This window comes from Gorillibacterium sp. sgz306347 (assembly GCF_059735245.1).
On sequence record NZ_JCAPET010000016.1, the window covers coordinates 46,184 to 66,025 of the forward strand.

At 59.3% G+C, this 19,842-nt stretch carries 19 protein-coding genes; 17 read left to right on the forward strand and 2 right to left on the reverse strand.

What is annotated here, in order from left to right:
* Positions 1 to 138 precede the first annotated feature (138 nt).
* Entirely contained in the window at positions 139 to 798 is a 660-nt protein-coding gene (locus AC6I6H_RS10655) for a hypothetical protein (protein WP_497953745.1), read from the reverse strand.
* A 142-nt stretch (positions 799 to 940) separates the two neighbouring features.
* Positions 941 to 1,726, reverse strand: coding sequence for a C40 family peptidase (locus tag AC6I6H_RS10660; protein ID WP_497953746.1), 786 nt, complete (start codon positions 1,724 to 1,726; stop codon positions 941 to 943).
* A 417-nt stretch (positions 1,727 to 2,143) separates the two neighbouring features.
* Between AC6I6H_RS10660 and AC6I6H_RS10665 the strand changes: the two genes are divergently transcribed.
* The 17 genes from AC6I6H_RS10665 to AC6I6H_RS10745 all read left to right on the forward strand — a co-directional run bounded on the left by AC6I6H_RS10665 (position 2,144) and on the right by AC6I6H_RS10745 (position 19,801).
* Positions 2,144 to 2,821 carry a response regulator transcription factor gene (locus AC6I6H_RS10665; protein WP_497953747.1) on the forward strand — a complete coding sequence of 226 codons (678 nt, stop codon included), beginning with the start codon at positions 2,144 to 2,146 and terminating at the stop codon, positions 2,819 to 2,821.
* Complete coding sequence (locus AC6I6H_RS10670; protein ID WP_497953748.1) at positions 2,814 to 3,827, forward strand: sensor histidine kinase; 1,014 nt, start codon at positions 2,814 to 2,816, stop codon at positions 3,825 to 3,827. The genes AC6I6H_RS10665 and AC6I6H_RS10670 overlap by 8 nt, the downstream gene beginning before the upstream one ends.
* Before the next feature lie 105 nt (positions 3,828 to 3,932).
* The gene (locus tag AC6I6H_RS10675; protein ID WP_497953749.1) at positions 3,933 to 4,616 is read left to right on the forward strand and encodes an ABC transporter ATP-binding protein; all 684 of its coding nucleotides are present in this window, start codon (positions 3,933 to 3,935) and stop codon (positions 4,614 to 4,616) included.
* Complete coding sequence (locus AC6I6H_RS10680) at positions 4,613 to 7,225, forward strand: ABC transporter permease (protein WP_497953750.1); 2,613 nt, start codon at positions 4,613 to 4,615, stop codon at positions 7,223 to 7,225. Before AC6I6H_RS10675 ends, AC6I6H_RS10680 begins: the two co-directional genes overlap by 4 nt.
* 198 nt (positions 7,226 to 7,423) lie before the next feature.
* Positions 7,424 to 8,269, forward strand: a complete 846-nt coding sequence (locus tag AC6I6H_RS10685; protein WP_497953751.1) for a helix-turn-helix domain-containing protein — start codon at positions 7,424 to 7,426, stop codon at positions 8,267 to 8,269.
* 90 nt (positions 8,270 to 8,359) lie between these two features.
* A complete protein-coding gene (locus AC6I6H_RS10690; RefSeq protein WP_497953752.1) occupies positions 8,360 to 9,595 on the forward strand; it encodes an AMP-binding protein in 1,236 nt (411 codons plus the stop codon).
* Positions 9,592 to 9,855 (forward strand): phosphopantetheine-binding protein, encoded by a 264-nt coding sequence (locus AC6I6H_RS10695; protein WP_497953753.1) that lies wholly within the window; start codon positions 9,592 to 9,594, stop codon positions 9,853 to 9,855. Before AC6I6H_RS10690 ends, AC6I6H_RS10695 begins: the two co-directional genes overlap by 4 nt.
* A 33-nt stretch (positions 9,856 to 9,888) precedes the next feature.
* A complete protein-coding gene (locus tag AC6I6H_RS10700) occupies positions 9,889 to 10,164 on the forward strand; it encodes an acyl carrier protein (RefSeq protein ID WP_497953754.1) in 276 nt (91 codons plus the stop codon).
* Positions 10,161 to 11,600: a glycosyltransferase gene (locus tag AC6I6H_RS10705; RefSeq protein WP_497953755.1), complete on the forward strand. Its 1,440-nt coding sequence runs from the start codon at positions 10,161 to 10,163 to the stop codon at positions 11,598 to 11,600. The genes AC6I6H_RS10700 and AC6I6H_RS10705 overlap by 4 nt, the downstream gene beginning before the upstream one ends.
* Positions 11,587 to 13,374 carry an ABC transporter ATP-binding protein gene (locus AC6I6H_RS10710; RefSeq protein ID WP_497953756.1) on the forward strand — a complete coding sequence of 596 codons (1,788 nt, stop codon included), beginning with the start codon at positions 11,587 to 11,589 and terminating at the stop codon, positions 13,372 to 13,374. The genes AC6I6H_RS10705 and AC6I6H_RS10710 overlap by 14 nt, the downstream gene beginning before the upstream one ends.
* 37 nt (positions 13,375 to 13,411) lie before the next feature.
* Positions 13,412 to 14,386 (forward strand): hypothetical protein, encoded by a 975-nt coding sequence (locus AC6I6H_RS10715; protein ID WP_497953757.1) that lies wholly within the window; start codon positions 13,412 to 13,414, stop codon positions 14,384 to 14,386.
* On the forward strand, positions 14,383 to 15,258 hold the full coding sequence (locus tag AC6I6H_RS10720; protein ID WP_497953758.1) for a sugar phosphate isomerase/epimerase family protein: 876 nt from the start codon (positions 14,383 to 14,385) through the stop codon (positions 15,256 to 15,258). Before AC6I6H_RS10715 ends, AC6I6H_RS10720 begins: the two co-directional genes overlap by 4 nt.
* A gap of 16 nt (positions 15,259 to 15,274) precedes the next feature.
* Complete coding sequence (locus tag AC6I6H_RS10725) at positions 15,275 to 16,828, forward strand: class I adenylate-forming enzyme family protein (protein WP_497953759.1); 1,554 nt, start codon at positions 15,275 to 15,277, stop codon at positions 16,826 to 16,828.
* The gene (locus tag AC6I6H_RS10730) at positions 16,803 to 17,063 is read left to right on the forward strand and encodes an acyl carrier protein (protein ID WP_497953760.1); all 261 of its coding nucleotides are present in this window, start codon (positions 16,803 to 16,805) and stop codon (positions 17,061 to 17,063) included. Before AC6I6H_RS10725 ends, AC6I6H_RS10730 begins: the two co-directional genes overlap by 26 nt.
* A complete protein-coding gene (locus tag AC6I6H_RS10735; RefSeq protein WP_497953761.1) occupies positions 17,056 to 18,219 on the forward strand; it encodes a phenylacetate--CoA ligase family protein in 1,164 nt (387 codons plus the stop codon). Before AC6I6H_RS10730 ends, AC6I6H_RS10735 begins: the two co-directional genes overlap by 8 nt.
* Before the next feature lie 24 nt (positions 18,220 to 18,243).
* Positions 18,244 to 19,230: a hypothetical protein gene (locus AC6I6H_RS10740; protein ID WP_497953762.1), complete on the forward strand. Its 987-nt coding sequence runs from the start codon at positions 18,244 to 18,246 to the stop codon at positions 19,228 to 19,230.
* Positions 19,223 to 19,801: a beta-sandwich domain-containing protein gene (locus AC6I6H_RS10745; protein WP_497953763.1), complete on the forward strand. Its 579-nt coding sequence runs from the start codon at positions 19,223 to 19,225 to the stop codon at positions 19,799 to 19,801. Before AC6I6H_RS10740 ends, AC6I6H_RS10745 begins: the two co-directional genes overlap by 8 nt.
* Positions 19,802 to 19,842 lie beyond the last annotated feature (41 nt).

The following is a 19,842-nucleotide window of genomic DNA, read 5'->3' on the forward strand; positions in this document are numbered from 1 at the left end:
ACACGAGCGGGATTGACCATCCGTTCCTCCGCCGCATTAGGACGCGAACGGGATTGACCGTCCGTTCCTCCGCCGCATTAGGACGCGAACGGGATTCACCGGTCTGTTTCCTCCGCAGCATTGGGAAGCGAACGGACCTCAGCGGTCCGTTTCGTCCGCTCCGCCGGACAAGCCGGCGACGATACGGCCGGTTCCATCCGCGATCTCCTGGAGGCTGTCCCATACGTCCTTGGTGGTCGCCGCAAAGGCGATGCCCTGCCAATCCGCCTGGTCCGGCCGGGCGACAGACAGACCGTTCCGCCCGGCCGGCGGTTCGCCGTCAAATACAATCTCTTCCCCGTGAAACGTAAGGAGGGTCATGGAACGGGCCGCTCCGTCTGTGCGCGGCGTCAATGCAGGCTGTTCCGGCCCTTCCGTCAAGCTGCGGAGCTCTTTCAGCCAGGGAGAGCGACTGACAAAGGGCTGTTCGCTCATCAGGAGGCGGAGGAGCTCCGGGCGGGATTCGGTGATCCCCGGGAAACGAGTCCTTACGCCGGTCAGAAAGACGCCGGCGTTGTCCTCCACCGGGAAGCGGGGCGCGCCCGTTTGCGCTTTCCCGGGATCGGCGGCAGCGCCGAGGCGGGCGATTTGCGCGGCGCAGGCGTCCAGAGCCGCCTGGAGCAGCCGCAGGCATTCGCCGGCCGCGGCGGCGAGCGTATCCTCGATGCGGCGTTCCTGTATGGAGGTGACATAAGCTTCTCCGATCTGCGGAAGAAGCTGCTCGGCTTGATGAAGCAATTCGGTCGGTTCCGGATGCAACAGAAATCGTCCTTTCGGGCGTGGAATGAAAACTTCTTTCATTCTACCATGGATTGCCTGTGTGAAAAACCTCCCGGAACGTGCGGCCGCCGCCGCTCGGGCACCAAAAAAACCGGCCGAAGCCGGTTTTTTTGCGGAACACTTATTGAATGACCCGGGCCGCGCCCTTGTAATGGCTTTGGTAGTACCCTTTGGTCAAATCGCCGATGGTGACATCGGATTTCGTGTTGACGTTATGAATGAATTTTCCGTCTCCGATGTAAATGCCCACATGGCCGATTTTATTCGGGTTGCTGACGGAGAAGAAGACCAGGTCGCCTTTGCGCAGGTTGTCTTTGGCGACATGCGGGAAAGCGTTATACTGAATGTTCGCGCCCCAGCCCATTTTGAGGCCGAGCGCTTGCTTAAAGACATACTGCGTGTAGCTCGAGCAGTCCAGGAGCAGGTTGTTGGGATCGCTGGTTACCCGTTTCGAATAGCCGTAGTTGACTTTGCCGATCAGGCTTTTGGCATAGGAGATCAGCTTGTCCGCCTTCTGTTCCCAAGCGGCGGCGGGAGCAGGGGCGGGAGTGGGAGCGGGAGCAGGCGAAGCGGTTCCTCCGGCGGCGCCGCTTTGCGCCGGCGCGGCGGAGACGTTTATGTATTTGGCGGAAACCCAGCCGGTTACGCCGTTGTATTTGATTTTAACCCAGTATTTATTCGTGATTTCCAGGACCGGCACAACCGAGCCTTTTTTGACAAAGCCCATGGTGGCTTCGCCGCTGACCGGCGTTTTGTGGAAGTAGGGGCTGCCGTTTACAATCTTTCCGGTTGTCCCTTGGGCGACGGCTGTGGCGGCGTAGGCGGATGCGGGCGTAAAGACGGCAGCGCTTCCGAAAACGAGGGACAGGGCGACGGCTGCGGAGACAAGCGGTTTTTTGTAATTCAAGATTGAGTACCTCCAAAGATGACGTTTTTATGCGCCGAGTGCAGGGCGGGCACCGGTGTTCACGCGATCTTGCGGGGGGTTGATTTCAGGAACAGAAAGCTTGCGGGGTTCGGTTTGCTGATTTTTTGCCAAAGCTGTATAGCGGGGAACGGTAGCCCATCGGCCGCTGGCAACTCTTGCATAGGCCTATTTTAGCGAGGAGGCCAAATGCGAGACTAGCAGTAAATCATGGAAATCGGAGCCGCCCAACCATGGACAGATGTGCCAAACCCGCGTGATTCCGGGCTTTTTGGCAGGTGCAAGCTTTACTTGGTAATGTTCGCCATGTGAACGATTTGCGAATCTTCGTTCCGTTTTTTAGACTAAAAGAGCCGGAGGCGGGAACGGCCCCCGGCAGAAAGGCCAACGAGGTGGAGCATGGACATTTTACTGGTGGAAGACGATAAGACGATAGCGGCCGGCCTGGAGTATTCGCTTGCGGCCGAAGGGTACCGGGTGACGGTCCGCCACACCATAAAGGAAGCGCGCGAGGCGCTTTCGCGGCAGAGGTTTGACCTTCTGCTGCTGGATTTGACGCTGCCCGACGGAAGCGGATATGAGCTGTGCCGGGAAGCAAAGGCGGCCGACGACGTGCCGGTCATCTTTCTGACGGCGCTGGACGATGAGGTGAATGTCGTGATGGGCCTGGACATGGGGGCGGATGATTACATCACAAAGCCGTTCCGCGTGCGCGAGCTGCTGTCGCGGATGAAATCCGTGCTCCGCCGCTACAACAAAGCGGGCGCAGCGAAAACGGTGTTCCGGCTCGGCCCGCTGAAAATCAATGCTATGGAAGCAAAGGTGTACAAGCATGACGAGGAAATCGCGCTTACCGCGCTCGAATACCGCCTGCTTCTGACCTTTGCCAATCATGCGGGCCAGGTTCTGACCCGGAATCAGCTGCTGGAAAGCATTTGGGATATTGCGGGCGACTTCGTAAACGACAATACGCTGACTGTTTACATCAAACGGCTCCGCGAGAAGCTGGAAGACGATCCGGCTTCGCCGGCTCTGATCAAGACGGTTCGCGGCCTCGGCTACAAGGCGGGTGATTAATACGATCCGGAACAAGGAAGTGCGACGTTATTTTTATTTCGCCCTGGCCGTTTTGCTGGCCGGCTCGGCGGCTGCCGCATACGCCTTTTCGTTCGTGGCTGCGGCTCTTGTCTGCGGCACCGGCATTCTTTTGACCGGCGGCTTTTTCTGGCAGACGTTTCTCCGCTACCGCGAAATCCGCCGCTTGTCCCATGACCTGCGGGCCATCAGCGCAGGCGATTATACGCTCGACATCCGGGACAATCAGGAGGGCGAGTTAAGCATCCTCAAAACGGACATCTACAAAGTCACGCTCATGCTTTCGGAAAAATCGGAGCTGCTGAAGCGCGACAAGACCTACCTGGCGGACGCCATCTCCGATATTTCGCACCAGCTGCGGACGCCCCTGACCTCCATGGTGGTCATGACCGATCTGCTCCGGGGCAACCTGTCGGACGAGAAACGACGGGAATTTACCCGCAGCCTCCGGGCCCAGCTGGAGCGAATCGAATGGCTGGTCAACTCGCTGCTCAAGCTGTCCAAAATCGATGCGGGCACCGTCGTGTTCAAGAAGGACACGCTGAGGGCGGACGAGCTGATCCGCAAAGCGGCCGCTCCGCTTCTGATTCCTATGGAGCTGAAGGAACAGCGGCTGGCCGTCTCGGGCGACCCGTCCGTCACGCTGACTGCCGATATGAACTGGACGGCCGAGGCGCTGCTGAACATTCTGAAAAACGGGGTGGAGCATACTCCGCCGGGAGGGGAAATTTCGGTCACTTGCGGATATAACCCGCTTTATACCGAAATCCGGATTGCGGACAGCGGGGAAGGGATTGCGCCGGAGGACATCCCGCATATCTTCAAACGGTTTTACAAGGGAAAGAACGCGGGGGAGGAAAGCGTCGGCATCGGCCTCGCGATGGCGAAGTCCATCCTGAACAACCAGAACGCCGAAATAACGGTGGCAAGCGGGCCGGAAGGGGGCACGGCGTTTACCGTCAAGTTTTACAAAAGCGTTGCTTCCTAGCTGCGGAAGCGTCCGCCAAGTGACGAAACTGTCACTATCGAGTCACCGGACAGTCACGCAGGGGAGGTATAGTAGAGCTATCGAATCTACTGGAGGGAACTATAAATGGAAATCCTGCGTGCGGAAAACCTGTCCAAGGTTTACGGAACGGGCGAGATGGCGGTAAAAGCACTGGACAATGTGTCCTTTTCGGTCAACAAGGGGGAATTTGTGGCGATTGTCGGGCCTTCGGGCTCGGGGAAATCGACGCTTTTGCATATTCTGGGCGGCGTGGACCGGCCTACCGGAGGAAAGCTGTACCTGGACCAGACCGATGTGTATCAGCTGGATGAAACCAATCTGGCGATTTTCCGGCGGCGGCAGATCGGGCTCATTTATCAATTTTTTAACCTGATTCCCGTCTTAAACGTAGAGGAAAATATTACGCTGCCTCTGCTGCTTGACGAGCATAAGGTGAACCCCAAGCATTTGAACGAAATTTTGCGCGCATTGAACCTGGAGGGACGCCTGACTCATCTGCCCAACCAGCTTTCCGGGGGGCAGCAGCAGCGCGTCTCCATCGGCAGGGCCTTGATCAACAATCCGGCGCTTGTGCTGGCCGACGAGCCGACCGGCAACCTGGACAGCAAGAACAGCCACGATATCATCGAACTGCTCAAAATGTTCAACAAACAGTACAACCAGACGCTCCTGATCATTACCCACGATGAGCGGATCGCTTTGCAGGCCGACCGGATCATCTCCATCGCGGACGGACGCATCGAGCGGGACGAGGTGATCCGCCGATGAACATCGTCAACAAACTGACCCTGCGCCAGCTTCGGTTAAACCGGAAGCGGACGCTCGTCACGATTCTCGGCGTCATTATTTCGGTCGCCATGATCACCGGCGTCGCGACGATCGTCGTTTCGTTTCTGGATTTGCTGCAGCGGGATGCGATTCAGACCGGCGGGAAATGGCATATCAGCTACGGCAGCGTCAACCGGGAGCAGCTGAAGGCGATCCGGGAAGACGGGGAATCCAAAGAGGTGGCGCTGAGCCGGGACCTCGGGTATGCGAAGCTCGATACCGTAAAAAACATCGACAAGCCCTATTTGTTCGTTCGCGAGTATGACGTCCAGGCGGTGACCAATTTTCCGATCCGGCTGGCGGAGGGCAAGCTGCCGATCAACGGAGAGGAAATCGCCGTTCCGAAGCATTTGCTGGAGCAGGGCGGAATGAATTACCGCATCGGCGACACGCTTACGCTGACCATCGGCCAAAGAATAAGCCTTTCCGAGGTTGAGGAGCCGCTGACGCAGAACAAACCGCTTCAAACGGCGGACGGCGAAGTGGCCGAAACGCTGGAGGGCTCTCTTCAACGGAGCTTTACCATTGTGGGCATTATCGAAAGACCGGATTGGGAACCGGCATGGGCGCCGGGGTATACGGTCGTTTCCGGCCTAGACGAAAGCGCGCTGGGACCGGAAGAAAAAGTGAAGGCATGGGTGGTGGCCGAGCATATCCGGCGCTCGATGTATGAACATGCGGAAACGCTCGCTGCCGAAAACGGTATCCAGGAATTGAACTTTAACAATGATTTGCTGCGTTACTACGGTATAACGAATAACGACGGCTTCCAGCGAACGCTCTATACGCTTGGAGGGATCGTCATGGTAATCATCATGGCGGGCTCGGTATCGCTGATTTACAACGCTTTCGCCATCTCGGTATCCGAACGCTCCCGGCATCTCGGCATGCTGTCCAGCATCGGAGCCACGCGGGCGCAAAAGAGACGTTCGGTTTTCTTTGAAGGGGCGGTTATCGCGCTCATCAGCATTCCGCCGGGCATTGTATTTGGACTTCTCGGAATGGGAATCACCTTTCTTGGGATCAATCCGTTGTTTAAAGAAGTTATGAATGTGGATCAGCAGTTCCGGCTGATCGTTTCATTCCCTTCCTTGGCGGCAGCCGTTGTCTTATCGCTGGTGACGATTTTTATCTCCACCTATGTTCCTTCCAGACGGGCGTCCCGGATTACGCCGATGGAAGCGATCCGGCAGACGCACGACATCAAGCTCACCGGCAAGGCGGTCAAAACCTCGAAGTGGACGCGCCGCCTTTTCGGGATCGAGGCCGAACTGGGCTTGAAAAACCTGAAGCGGAACAAGCGCCGGTACCGGGCGACCGTCTTCTCGCTCATTGTCAGCCTCGTGCTGTTCCTCGCCATGTCGGCCTTTACGCTCTATTTGCAAAAGTCGGTCGAAATTTCTCAGGACAACCTGAATTTCGATATTCAGATCGGCCTTTACGGGGAAGACGAAGGAGAAATGGAACGGATCGCCTCTCAGTTTATGGAGCTGGAAAAGGTTCGGGAAGCTTCTTACATCGAGTCGGTTTCCGGGCAGGATGGCTGGGTTCCGGCTTCGAAAGCGGCGGATCATCTGGACGATCCCGAGATTGGGGCCATACGGAACGAACAGGGCGATTACCGGTACTCCGTTGACATCAAGGCGCTCTCGGACCAGGTTTTCGACCGCTACGCCGCAGAAGTCGGCGTCGACCCCGCGGCGCTTCGCCGGCCCGGCGAGCTGAACGCCATCGTCATCGACGAAGCCACCTACGGAAACGAGGCGGCAAACAAATACGTCAACACCAAAATTGTCAAGCTAGCGGCGGGAGAGAAGGTCGACCTGTTTACGGAAAACTACGAAAATGGAGAAATCATGCAAGCCGGAACGCTTACGGTAGCTGCTACGACAAACAAGCTTCCGCTCGGTGTCCGGGCGCCGGATATGTACCCGCGCATCCTTTCCATTGTGCCCCAATCCGCCTTTGAGGAGTATGTGAAGCAGCATCCCGACCGGTTCATTAACAGAGAGCTTTATTTGAACAGCGACGATCCGATTGGGCTGCAAGAGGAGCTGGAGGCCATCAAAAGCCGGACCTCCGACCGGTCGATTGAAATTTACAACGTCTACCAGAGCAAGCGTTCTGACGATCAGGTGCAGCTGCTGCTCGCCGTGTTTGTCTACGGTTTCGTCGCCCTGATCGCGGCCATCTGCGTAGCCAACATCTTCAACACCATATCCACAAGCATTGCGCTGCGCAAACGGGAATTCGCCATGCTGCGTTCCGTCGGCATGACGCCGAAAGGGTTCAACAAGATGATGAACTATGAGAGCATTTTCTACGGTTTAAAGGCGCTGCTGTACGGACTGCCTCTCAGCTTCGCGGCGATGTTCCTGCTGCACCGCAGCATGGTCGGCAGCTTTGCTTTCTCCTTTATGGTGCCATGGATGGCTTTGGGGTCCGCGGTCGTTGCCGTTTTCGTGATTGTCGGCCTGGCGATGCTTTATTCCGGGGCCAAGATCAAAAAAGAGAACATCATCGACGGGCTGAAGCAGGAAACGGTTTAGGGCAGGAAAACAAACGAACAGAAACGAAACCAAAGCGGCGAGCCATCAGCCGAATGGATCGAAAAAGATCGGATTCTTAGGAATCCGGTCTTTTTTTTGACCAAAATCTCACATTATTAGAAGGAAGATGTCTCGATTCTTTGATACGATTTTCGTGAAACGGAAAACGAGACTTACATTTGCTGGGAGGGATGGTTGATGAACCTGGACATGCCGGTTGGGTATATCGGCTCCAGTCTGTGCATGCCTTCCGTCAATACGGAGGATGGCGTGTATATGCTTCTTTATCCGAAAAAGAAGGAGATGACGGTCTGCTTTGGCAAAAGGCGCTGGCGGATCGGAAAAGAGCAGGCAGTATTGGTGCCCCCCGGCGTAAAGAGGCTGGAGGTCCCGCAGCCCGAAGAGGCAAGCGATTTGATCCGCTTCCACGCGGGGCCTTTTCTCGACCGTGCGCTGATGCAGCCGAGGGAGCCTGTCGTGGTGCCGCCTTCCGAATCCGTCCACCAAATGCTGCTCGCTTTCGCCCAGAACATGCGGGATGAAGCGGATTTGCATCAGCAGCTTACGCATTCGGCGCGCCTCTACGCGCTGCTGGCCGAAATCCTGTATGCACTGAATCAGCCGGATGCGAAGCCGGACACCGTCATTCGTCCCCGCGAGGGGAAGAAGGAGTCCTCCATGCGGTATGCGCTGCGCTTCATGCATACCAATCTGGCGAATCCGGATCTTGACCTGGCGACGATTGCGGCGGCGGCCGGGTATCACCCCCATTACTTTTGCGAGGAATTCCGCGCGGCTCTCGGCGTATCTCCGATGCGTTACCTCCGGCAGCTGCGGATCAAAGCCGCGATGCATCTGCTGGAAACCACCGGGAGGACCGTCAAGGAAATCTGCCGCCAGGTCGGCATCAATAAACCGGATGTGCTGGCGCAGCATGTCAGGCAGTCCACCGGGCTGACTCCGGTGGAGTACCGGCGGAGATACCGGAAGCGACCGGGCGAAATACCCGTGGCGGAAGAGCCCGAATTGATGGAACGGATCTGAAATAAAAGGGCATTTATGAAAAACAAGGTATATGTATCCATAAACATCTGTCCTATAATAAAACAAAAGTCGGCAAGGGATGCGTGAATCATGATCCGTGTGAACGATATCGCGACAAACGAACACGCCGTTTTCGAGCGGTTTCGCAGCCTGGCGGGAGCTTTCGACGGCGGTCTTGCAGCCGTCTCCAGCCCCGATCCGCTGCTTTATCTCGGCGCAGTGCTTCATGCCAGGCAAACCGGCGGCTCGGTGCTGCTGCTTCCTGCGGAGACACCGGAGCAAACCGCATTGACGCAGGCGCAGGAGGCCGGCGCCCACGTATTGGTGACGGGCGCCGCGCCGGCCGTGGTTCCTCTTGCCAGCGAGCGGCCGTCCGGGGAAGCATCGCTTTACCAGCTGACCTCCGGCACGACCGGTACCCCCAAGCTGATCCGGCGGCCATGGGCATCGATTGAGGAAGAAATTTCTCACTACAACCGCGCGCTTGCTGCCGGCGAGGATGAAACACCGGTGGTGCTTGTGCCGATGTCCCATTCCTTCGGATTGATCACCGGCGTGCTGGCTTCTCTCGAACGGGAAGCCGTTCCCGTCCTGATTTCCGGCAAAAACCCGAAGCTGGCGATCCGCGTGATCCGCACAACGCCGCGGAGCCTTGTGTACGGTGTTCCTTTCGTGCTCCGTCTTCTGCTTGCCCTTGGCAAGGACGGCTTCCGCTTTCACCGGGTCATCGCATCCGGCGCGCCCCTCACGGAAGCTCTTCTCACGGAGCTGAAGGAGCGGTCGCACCAGCTGCTGCAGCAGTACGGGTCTACAGAAACGGGCGCCATGACGCTGTCCTTCGATCCCCGGGCGGCGACGGATGTGGGGTATCCACTGGGTCACGTTTTGATTAGCGCCTCCGGCCGCAAAGAGGAGCCCAGGGAGATAGAGGCTTTTATCGGCGGAACGCTTTACCGGAACCAGGACTGCGGCTACCGCGACGAAGAAGGCCGGCTGCACATCCTCGGCCGGCTCGACGAGCTGATCAACGTGTCCGGCTACAAGGTCATCCCGGGGGAGGTGGAGGAAGTGATCGCGGGCTGTCCGGGCGTTACCGAGGCGGTCGTATACCGTTCGAGCCATCCGGTCTGGGGGCATGCGGTCAAAGCGATGATCGTAGCCGAAAAGCCGGAGCTCAGCGAGGAGACGGTGAAGCGCTGGTGCATGGAGCGCCTTCCTCCTTACAAGGTCCCGCAGGAGGTTGTTTTTGCGGCTGCGATTCCCCGCAACGAGCGGGGAAAAATCAGCCGGGCTTTATTAGAACAAAAGGAGCGTGTACGAGAATGACAAGAGAAGAAATACTGGCCAAGCTGTGCGACCTGATGAAACGGACCCTGGAGGTCAAGCTTCCGGAGACCGTGACGGAATCCAGCCGGATGTACGAGGACTTGTTTATCGATTCCATCATGATTTTGCAGCTGATCGTTTATGTCGAAGAAGAATTTGGCGTCAGCGTGCCGGAGGAGGACGTGGACCCGTCCGTATTCCGCACTGTGGGCACGCTCATTACCTTTATTGAAAACCTGGAACGGGATAAAATCGCGTAACGCGTTTAACCATTGGGCTGGAGGTTGGAAAGCATGATCGAACCGCGCTTGCTGCATGATCAGATCGCCGGCAAAATTACGGAATTTGTATCCCTTCTGGTGGAAGGAAACGGGCTGTCGCCGACAGCCGACTTGAAGGAGCTTGGCATCGATTCGGTTCTGCTGCTTAATCTGATCATTCAGATCGAGCAGGAATATGGCATTTCCTTCGATGATGAAGAGCTGGAATCGTCCCGCCTGTCGTCGATCGAATCGATGGCGGAGCTGGTCGCCGCCAAACGGGAAAGCCGGGCGGACGGGACGGAATGACGCGCCCCTTGCGTATCGGCTGCATCGGCGGACAAGCCGGGAGGATTAACGAACGGGCCATCGACAGCCAGTGGGTGGAAGCGCTCGGCCGGCATGCGGAGGTGGTGCGCATCCCGCCGCTTCGCTGGATCAAGCTGGTCGGCGGTGCGCCGGGGAAATGGGAGAAGGCCGGTCCGGCGGAGCTTTTCGGCCTGGCCGAGGGCATGGCTTCGCTGGCGGAATCGTATCGTCTGGACGCCATCTACGCCAACCTGCCGCCGTTAACGCCCTATCTGCTCGCCGCCCGCAATTTGGCCGGGCTGTCCCTCGGATTTTTGATGATCGCCCATTCCGTAGGCTCGGAGCGCTGGCTCCGCCACTGGCTGGCGCTGGCCCCGCTGATCGGAATCCGGGATGTGGTCCTGTGCGCGACCCGTTCGGCGCAGGAAGCGCTCCGGAATGTTTCGACCGCCTACGATGCCGCGCCGGTCGTTCCGCTTTGCCTGCTGGCGGAGGATGATTTCCCGGCGGCGGCGGAGGCGGCGGCCGGGCGGGAGCGCGCCGCCTGGAGCGCGGCGCCGGAACGGACCGGCGCGGACCCGGGCACGGCTTGCGGAGAAGTCCCGCCGGGCGAGTTCCGCCTGCTGTCCATCGGGCGGCTGGAAGAGGGAAAGAACATCGACCGTTTGCTTTCCGTGTTTCATGAGGTGCGGAAACACTGTCCGCAGGCGCGGCTGACTGTAGCGGGCGAATATACCGGCGCCGCTTCCGAAGAAAAGGAGAACTACCGGAGAAGGCTGGAGAGCCTGACGGCGCAGCTTGGTCTGGGAGACAGCGTCGTCTTTCCCGGACCCGTGCTGGGCGAAGCCAAGGAGCAAGCGTTCCGGAGCTCCGACGTGCTGGTGAATCTGTCCACCGATCCGGGGGAAACGTTCGGCTTTAATCTGCTGGAAGCCAAGCAGGCCGGGCTTCCGGTTGTTTGCACAGGCTGGGACGGCATGCGCGAGGTCGTGGAGCACGGCGGCGACGGCTTTCTGCTGTCCTGCCGCTGGGAAGACGGCCGGGCGGCATTCGATACCGAAGACGCGGTACGCTATATCCTGCGCCTCGCGGAAGACCGTCCGCTGGCGAAGCGGATGGCCGGCCGGGCCCGGGAAAACGCGCGCCGCTATTCCAGCGCCGCCGTTATGCCCGCCGTGGTCGGCAAGCTGAGAGAAGCATTATCCGCGGAAGGCCGTCCCGATTCGCCGGATAAAGAAGCGTGGGAGGCCATTCTGCGCACCCCTATCGGCGTGCTGGGAACCCGCTGCCGGTATCCGCTGCTGACCGATCCGGAGATCCTCCGGCTCACGCCGCTGTCCGTCCTGAACGACGGTCCGGACGAACGCCGCTGGCAAGAGGCGGCGCTTCCGGTCATCCATCATTTTCCGGGGAGATACGATTATGTCCTTGTATAACATGGTGAAAGCAATCCGACCGCTGATCGACACGCGGCCGAAGCACCGGCTCGCCGGCTTCGTCTGCATGCTGGGGGACGTGTCCTGCGCCCTCGGCCAGCCGCTTCTGTTTGCGCGCATCATCGACCGGGTGCTGGTGGACGGCCATCACAACGAGCTGCTGCCGCTTCTGGCGCTGTCGCTGCTGCTGGCCGCCGCCTCCTCCGCGTTTGCCGTCGGCCGCTGGACGGTTTTCAGCTACCTCGACATCCGCAACACGATCGACATCCGCGAAGCGCTCACCCGCCACATCCGGAAGATTCCCATTCGCCACATCGAGCAGGGCGGCTCGGGCAAGTACCTGGCGCTGCTCGGATTCGATACGGCGACCTTTTCATTCTTCTTCAACAAAACGCTGGTCGACATCATTTCCCAGCTCATGATGATGGGCGTGGCGCTTGGCATTTTGCTGTACGTGGACTGGCGGCTTGCCATTCTGGCTTGTGTCAGCACGGTGCTCATTCTGCTGGTTCCGCCCATGTTCCGCAAGGTCATCCGCCGTTACGCGGAGCAGGTGCGGACGCACAACGAGTCCATTGGCGGGCATCTGGTCGAGTGCATTGACGGTTCAAAGGAAATCCGCCTGTTCGGTCTGGAAAAATGGGAAGAGGCGCGCAACGCGAAAATGTATCGGGGGCTGGTGAAGGCAAGCTTTTCCGAAACCCTGTTCCGCTCCTCCATGAACCAGGCCAGCGCCCTTATTATCGGAGTGATCATCGTGCTGACTTACGCCATGGGGGGACGACAGGTAATCGACGGGAGTATCTCCATCGGGATGCTGATCGCTTCGATCTCCTACCTGAACAACGTGCTGAATCCGATCCGCGCCATCGCCGATTCCTATGGCGAAATCCGCCGCGCTGAGGTAGCGGCGGACCGCATCGGCGAATTTCTGCGGACGCCCGTCGAGGAAAGCTTTGCCCTTCCGCCGGCCGGTCCGGCCGCGCAAGAAGCGGCCCCGTCCGTGGACGCCTCACCGGCGGAGGAAGGGAACCCGGCCGTATCGGTACGCGAGCTGTGGGTGGCCGGCGACGGGAAGGACATTTTGCGCGGCGTTGAATTCGACGTGCCGAGAGGCCAGACGGCCGCATTTGTCGGGCGCAGCGGCTCGGGCAAGACGACCCTCTTCAAAACGCTGCTCGGTCTTGTGCAAAAACAGGAGGGCCAAATTGAATTGGACGGTGCTTCGCTGGACGGCATTTCCCGGAGCGAAATCAACTCCCGCATCGGCGTCGTATTCCAGGAAACGTTTCTTTTCAAGGGCACGCTGTTCGAAAACATTGCCATCGGAGACCTGGAGGCAACCGAGGAGGAGGTATACGCGGCGGCATGCGGGGCCAACCTGAAGGAATTTATCGACGAGCTGCCGCAGGGCATTCACACCCCGGTCGATTACAAAGGGGCGCAGCTTTCCGGCGGCCAGCGGCAGAGGATCGCCATTGCGCGCGTTCTGCTCCGCAAGCCCGACATTCTGGTGCTGGACGAGCCGACCTCCTCGCTTGACAACATTACGGAAGAAGAAGTGCTGAAGACGCTGCGCGAAGTGATGAAGGGAAAAACAATTCTGGTCGCCACCCACCTGCTGGATACGATCCGGAAGGCGGACCGCATTTTTGTGCTTGACGGCGGCCGCATCATCCAGCAGGGAACGCACGAGGAGCTCGCCATCGATTGCGAGCTGTACCAGTCGCTGCTTTCGGCCCACGACGACCGGGAACGCGCGCTGCCCGCTTAACGATAAACTGGGCAATACCCAGGAAAGGAGGCCATGCATGCAAACCGGTTTCACCGCAAAGGACGATACCCCCGAGTTCCGGCTGCATCAGCTTGCACCCATGGAATGCATCGCGTCCTGCATCATGACCGCGATGGACATGAAAGGGAAATCCCCGGACTGGTATCTGCTTGATTACTGGAACATCAACTATTTTTTTCGTGTGCTGGTTTCCAGCAAAAAGGGAATGAACCTGAAAAACCTGAGGACGCTCTACGGAGTCGAGGTGACCTTTACGAAGACCAATCCGGCCGACTTGTCCCGCCGGTTCGCCTCCGGCGGCCTCGCACTTCTGGACTGCAAGGCGTCGCGGCTGTCGTTCTTTCCCAAATCCATGCTGAGCTACGACGAATCCGGCTTTACGCACACGATTCTGCTCTGCGCCTACCGGGAGGAGGACGGCTGCTTCCTGACCGTCGATCCGGTCGCCGGCTATCAGGGCTGGTTTCCCGAAGCCGAGCTTCGCAAGGCGGGCACCTACAAAGGCGAGCTGTATGTGCATACGCTCCAGTTTGCGCCTGAAGCGCCGGCGCCCGATTCGCGTGCTCTGTTCCGGTATGCGGCGGAAAGCAACCGCGATTACTTCGAAAACGCCGACGCCCGCAGCGGACGAAACGCGCTGAACGCCTTCAGCCGCGATCTGGAGCAGGGGCTCGCGATGGAGCGGCCCGCGCTAACGGCATGGATCGGACAAAACATCGTGACGGTCTCGTCCATCATCACCATGCGGCGAAAGGTTTGGGAAGCGATCGCCGGGCTGGGCGCGATGTCCGCAGAAGAAACCGCCGGGCTGAACAGCCTGTTTGAGGAAATCATCCGGCAGTGGACGCGCTTCAATTACCTGCTCGTCAAGCTGAAGGTCGCGCCGGGCGAAGAGCTGGTCCGGCAGATCGGCCGCAAAAACGAAGACATCGTCCGGGCCGAGCGCGCATTTTTGGCTCGTCTGGCCGAGGCGGGAGGCGGATTCGCTTGAACGTCTTTTTGTGCACCATTTCCTTCCGCCACGAGTTGACCGACTTCGCCGGCTTGACTTCGTTTGCGCGGGACGCCGGGTTTCACGGCATCGAGCTGTGGGGCGTTCACGCCCGGTCCATGCTGGCGGCATCGCCCGAACGCACCGCCGCCCGCGTGAACGAGCTGTACGACAGCGGGTTATCCGTCAACATGATCAGCGATTACTTCCGGATGGCCGATGCCGCTGTCCATGGTGAAGCCGCAGCCGAGGAGGCGGACCGGAAGGAGATCGCGGCGAAGATTGCGGAATGGCGGGAGCTCGGCAGCTTTTACGGAACCGGTCATATCCGCGTGTTTGCCGGAAGCCGCGCCAGCGCGGATGCCCCGGACGCTTACCGTGAGCGGTGCGTCCGAATGCTGAAGCAGGCGGCGGAAGGACTGCTGGACAGCGGCATGCGGCTCGTCGTCGAAACGCATCCCAATACGCTGGCGGATACGCTGGAGAGCACGGAGCGTCTGCTTCGGGAGGTGGGGATGCCCAACCTGCGCGTCAACCTGGACGTTTTGCATTTGTGGGAAAGCGGCACTGAACCGATGGCGGGGTACCGCGCTCTGGAGAAGGACGTCTATCACCTTCACCTGAAAAATATCGTCTCCGAAGCTTATCTGTCCGTCTTTGAGCCCGGCAACGTCTATTCGCCCTTCGGTATGCGGGACGGAATCGTTCCGCTCGGACAAGGGAAGATCGACTACGCCCGTTTCCTGAACGCGCTGGCCGAATTGCCGTCCATGCCCGGCATGTCGCTGGAATGGTTCGGCGAAAAGCCGTTCCGGTATTTGCACGCCGAGCTCCAATGGATCAGGGAGCTTCGGAACGTCACTTCCTCTTGAAAGCGGGTGAATGAGAATGCAACCGGATTGGGAATCGTTTTTCCGGGAGACGGCGGTAACGGAACGCGGCGTCTGGCACCTTAACGGAGGCGAGCTGCAAAGGACGGACTATGGGGCGCTTTACGAGGGCGCTCTTGTCTGGGCCGAGGTCCTGCGCCGACGTTTTTCGAAAAAGGGTTCTTTTGCCGGCGTCATTTGGCTGGAGCAGACGCCGCTGTGCTTTCAGGCGTTTATGGCCGTCGTGCTGGCCGGCGGCGTCGCCGTGCCGGTTCATCCGCGCGGCACTCTGGCCGAAGTAATGGAAATTTGCGGCTTTGTCGAGGCGGAAACCGTTCTGGCTTCGCCCGCCCGCCGGTCGGAGCTCGAGGCGGCGGCCCATTCCGGTTATCCGCAAACGATGTTTGACTGCGGAAGCGGGTCGCTTTCGGAGCGTCCGTCACAGCCGGAGGAGGCAAGCCGGCCGGCGCGTTTTGCGGAAGGAACCTCCGTGATCTTTCTGACTTCCGGCTCGACGGGGAAGCCGAAAGGAATTCAGCTCGGCGCAGCCAATATTCTATCCAACGTCCGGGCGATCCAGGGCTACATCCGGCTGACCGGCGACGACCGTGTGCTGTTGACCAAATCGTTCGGGTACTGCTCAACCATAACCGGCGAATGGCTGGCGGCGCTCGGCGGCGGGTCGGATATCCTGTTATTTGACGGGATTGTCCATCCGCTGGAGCTCGTCCGCCTGATCAAAACGCACCGGGCGACCTTCCTGTGCTCCGTGCCGTCGGCCGTGCAGCCGTGGATCGGCTCAAGCCACTGGAAACCGGAGGACCTCGCCTCCCTCAAGCGGCTGCTCCTCGTCGGCGGGGGAGTTCCGAAGGGGATGCTGGGCACGCTGAAGGAGCGGCTTCCCTGGATCGAGATTATTCCCGGTTATGGCTTGACCGAGGCTTCTCCCCGCGTCGCTTATTTGCCCCCCGGCTGGGTGGAGGCAAAGCCCGAATCCGCCGGAATCCCCGTGGAGGAAACGGAGGTTCGCGTGCTGACGCCGGAAGGAGCCGCAGCGCGGCCGGGCGAGCTGGGGGAAATTTACGTCAAGGGCCCCGGGGTCATGCTGGGCTACTACCGGGACCCGGAGCGCACGGCCGCTGCCCTTACCGGACACGGCTTGCGCACCCGCGACCTGGGCTGGATGGACGAGGACGGGTTCCTTTACGTCACCGGCAGAGCCGATACGGCATTGAACATCGGCGGGCACACCCTGTACCCGGAACAGATCGAAGCAGCGCTGGCGGGCTGCCCCGGCGTGGCGCAGGCGGGCGTGACCGAGCTTGCGGCCGAAGCGGGAGCCCGGCTTGTCGCTTTCGTCGTGCCGGGTGCGGGAGCGGCGGAAGCGCCGGCGGAGCTGACAGGGAAGCTTCAGGACTACATGCGGCGGACGATGAATGTCATGTACCGCCCCCGCGACATCCGCGTGGTATCCGCGCTGCCCGCCACCCGCTCAGGCAAGCTGGACCGCGCTGCATTGCGAACGTTGGCCAAGGAGGGAAGTACATATGGAACCGAAAGCAGAATCGGTTGAGCAGGCGGTTCGGGAAATCGCCGCATCCGTCTGCCGCCAGCCGGCGGAACAGATCGCGATGGACAGCCGCCTGAACGAGGACTTGGGGTTTGACTCCGTCCAGTTCATGGAGCTGTTGGCGCTCCTGGAAGAGCAATTTCCGATCCGGGTGGACATCGACGACATCCGGCCGGAGCTGTTCCGCACCGTAGACGCGGTGGCGGAGTTTGTGCGGGAGCGGCTGCCTCATGATTGATCCCGTAAACGTGAGACTGGCCCGTCTCGCCGAGCGGCTGGTGGAGGAGCATCCTTTTTACCGCGCCTACAGCCAAAGCTTTGCCGGCTTTGCGTCCCTGCCGGTCATCGACAAGAAACGGATCAACGAGAACCGAAGCCTGTTCGTCCCGGAAACGGGGAACCAAGACCTGGTGGAATCGTTTACCTCCGGCAGCACGGGAGAGCCGTTTCGCGCCGTAAAGACGAAAGCCGAGCAGATGGCCCTCTCCATGGCGATTCAGCGGAAACGCCGGGCCTGGGGACTGCCGCTGCGCTACAAAACCGTTCTTATCGGCAATTCCGCGGCGATTCATCCGAAAATGCTGGCCAAATACGCCCAGGACATCCTGAACACATCGCCGGATATGATCCAGGGCAGAAGCTCGATCCTGTCCCGGCTGGCGGAGCTCTTCCGGGAGCGGGGGCTTGCCGCCCCGCCTAACCTGAAATTTGTGCAGGGGTGGGGCGAGCATGTCTTTGAGTCGGACCGGAAAACGGTCGAGGAGTGCTTCGGCGTTCCGCTGGTCGATTATTACGGCATGGAGGAGATCTGGATGATCGCCTTCACAAACCGGCAGGGCCGGCTCGAGGTGGACACCGATCACGTTTATGTGGAAGCGGTCGATCCGGGAACGCTTGAGCCGGTGGAGGAAGGAGAATACGGGGAGCTTCTCGTCACTTCCCTGGTGCTGACCTGCATGCCGTTTGTCCGTTACCGGACGGGCGACATCGGCCGGATCGTCCGGGACCCGGAAACAAATGCAGTCATTGTGGAGCTGCTGCCGTTCCGCAGCTCCCAGATCCGGCTCCCGGGCGGCCGTGTGCTGAGTCCGTCCGTTTTGCGTTACCTGGACCGGTTTTACAAACAGCTGGCGGATGAGGTGGGCCTACGGCAGTACCAGATGATTCAGGAGGATTACACGGCGTTTCGCCTGAAAATCGTATCCGACGCGATGGAGGAGGCGAAGCGGGCCGATATTGCGGAAACGCTAGCCCTCCAGCTTCGGCAGTGCCTGCTGGTTGACAGTCTGACCATTGAAGTCGAGGCGGTAGCGAGCATTCCGCCCCATCCCAAAAGCGGAAAGCTGCATCCGTTTCTTTGTCTGATCAACGAGCCGCAAACGGCTCCGCAATAACCTCATGAAGGAGGCCGAAAGCCAATGCTGCAAACCCTGGAGCTGCAAATTCCGAAAAAATACCATCACGGCAACCAGGTCATGGACTGCTACACCACACTGGTCAGCTCGTTTTACGCGTCCGTGGGGCTGCCGTACCAGTGGCTCTTTTGCAACAACTGGTCGTTTTATTATTTTTCCCCGCAAGGGTTGTTTCCGTATCCGTACATCAAGCGGTATCCGCTGGAGGAAACGATCGCCGAGGTGTTCGGAACCCCGCAGATAACCTACAACCAGGTTCCGATGATGGAGCTGGTCGGCAAGCCGCGCGGCCCCGAAAGCTGCCTGGTACTGTTTATCGACGGCTGGTACATTCCGTGGTCCGAAAGCAATTCCCGTACGCACGAAGCCCATTTTCTCGCGACGGCGGGCTACAACGAGCAGACCAATCAGGTTTACCTGATCGATCTGTTTCCGCATCCGTTTGAAGGCTGGTTTGATTACGACACGCTCCATATCTCCTACGTTTCCAACGGCCGTTATGCGTTCGAGCTGGTCAAGCCCGACCGGTTCGAGCCTTCGCCCGAGCTGGCCGCGCGCAAAGTGGCCGAAGTGGTGGAGCGAATCCGGGGGGCCAACCATCCGGAAGCGCCGACGGGGCTGTTCGGCATCCGGAAATTCATGGAGGACATGCAGGAGCTGCGGGAGCACGGCACCGTTTATGTGGATTCCTGGTACAAGCAGCTGAAGGCGCTCACGGACGCCCGTCTGCTTTATATCGAATTTCTGACCTACCTCAACACGGAGAAAAAGACGCCGTTTTGCGGCGAGATCGGAAGCACGCTGACCGATCTGTTCGACAAAACCATCAGCTCGTGGAACACGCTGCGCAACCACCTCATGCTGACCAAAATTAAAACACGCTACGAGCCGGGGAAATTCAGCGGCAAAATCCAGTCCATCCTTGACCTGGAAGCGCAATGCGCCGATGAGCTGGAAAAGCTGGCAAGGAGGGTGGGGCAGCTTGGTTAAAACAGCCGACGCCTACATGATCGATCTGGGAGAGCAGTTAAACTGGAAGATCGTCAACTGGCCCCCGCTGGACGACGACATCCGCATGGACCAAAGCGATTCCAGCCTGCCGGGCCCTGTGCTGCCAAACGGCCAGACCGTCGAATTCGACGGGGTTCCGTTTTATTTTCCCTGCACGGACAAAGGAAAAAACGATGTGCTCTCCTGCGAGGAACAAACCATTGAAATTCAGGCTCCGGCGGTGTACCGCCGGATGTCGGTGCTCGGACTCGCCGTAAACGGGTCCTTTAGCGAGCGGGTGACGGTAACCTACGCAAACGGAGAGACGGAAGACGTTCGGCTTTATGTTTGCGACTGGTACGACAAAGCGAAGTTCCCGGCCGGTGAGTATCCGTTCGGGACGAAGCCGGTGATCGACATCCCGTATCACCACCGGCGCGACATCGTTATGAACCAGCTGACCAGTATCTGGATGTATTCCTCGGAGCTCGGGACGGAGCAGCGCGTAGCCAGCATCCATTTTCCCGACAATCCGTTCATTTACTTGTTTTCGCTGACGCTTCACAATTAAGCCTTCCCGGTCGTAAACAACAGGCAGCCCGCCGGGCTGCC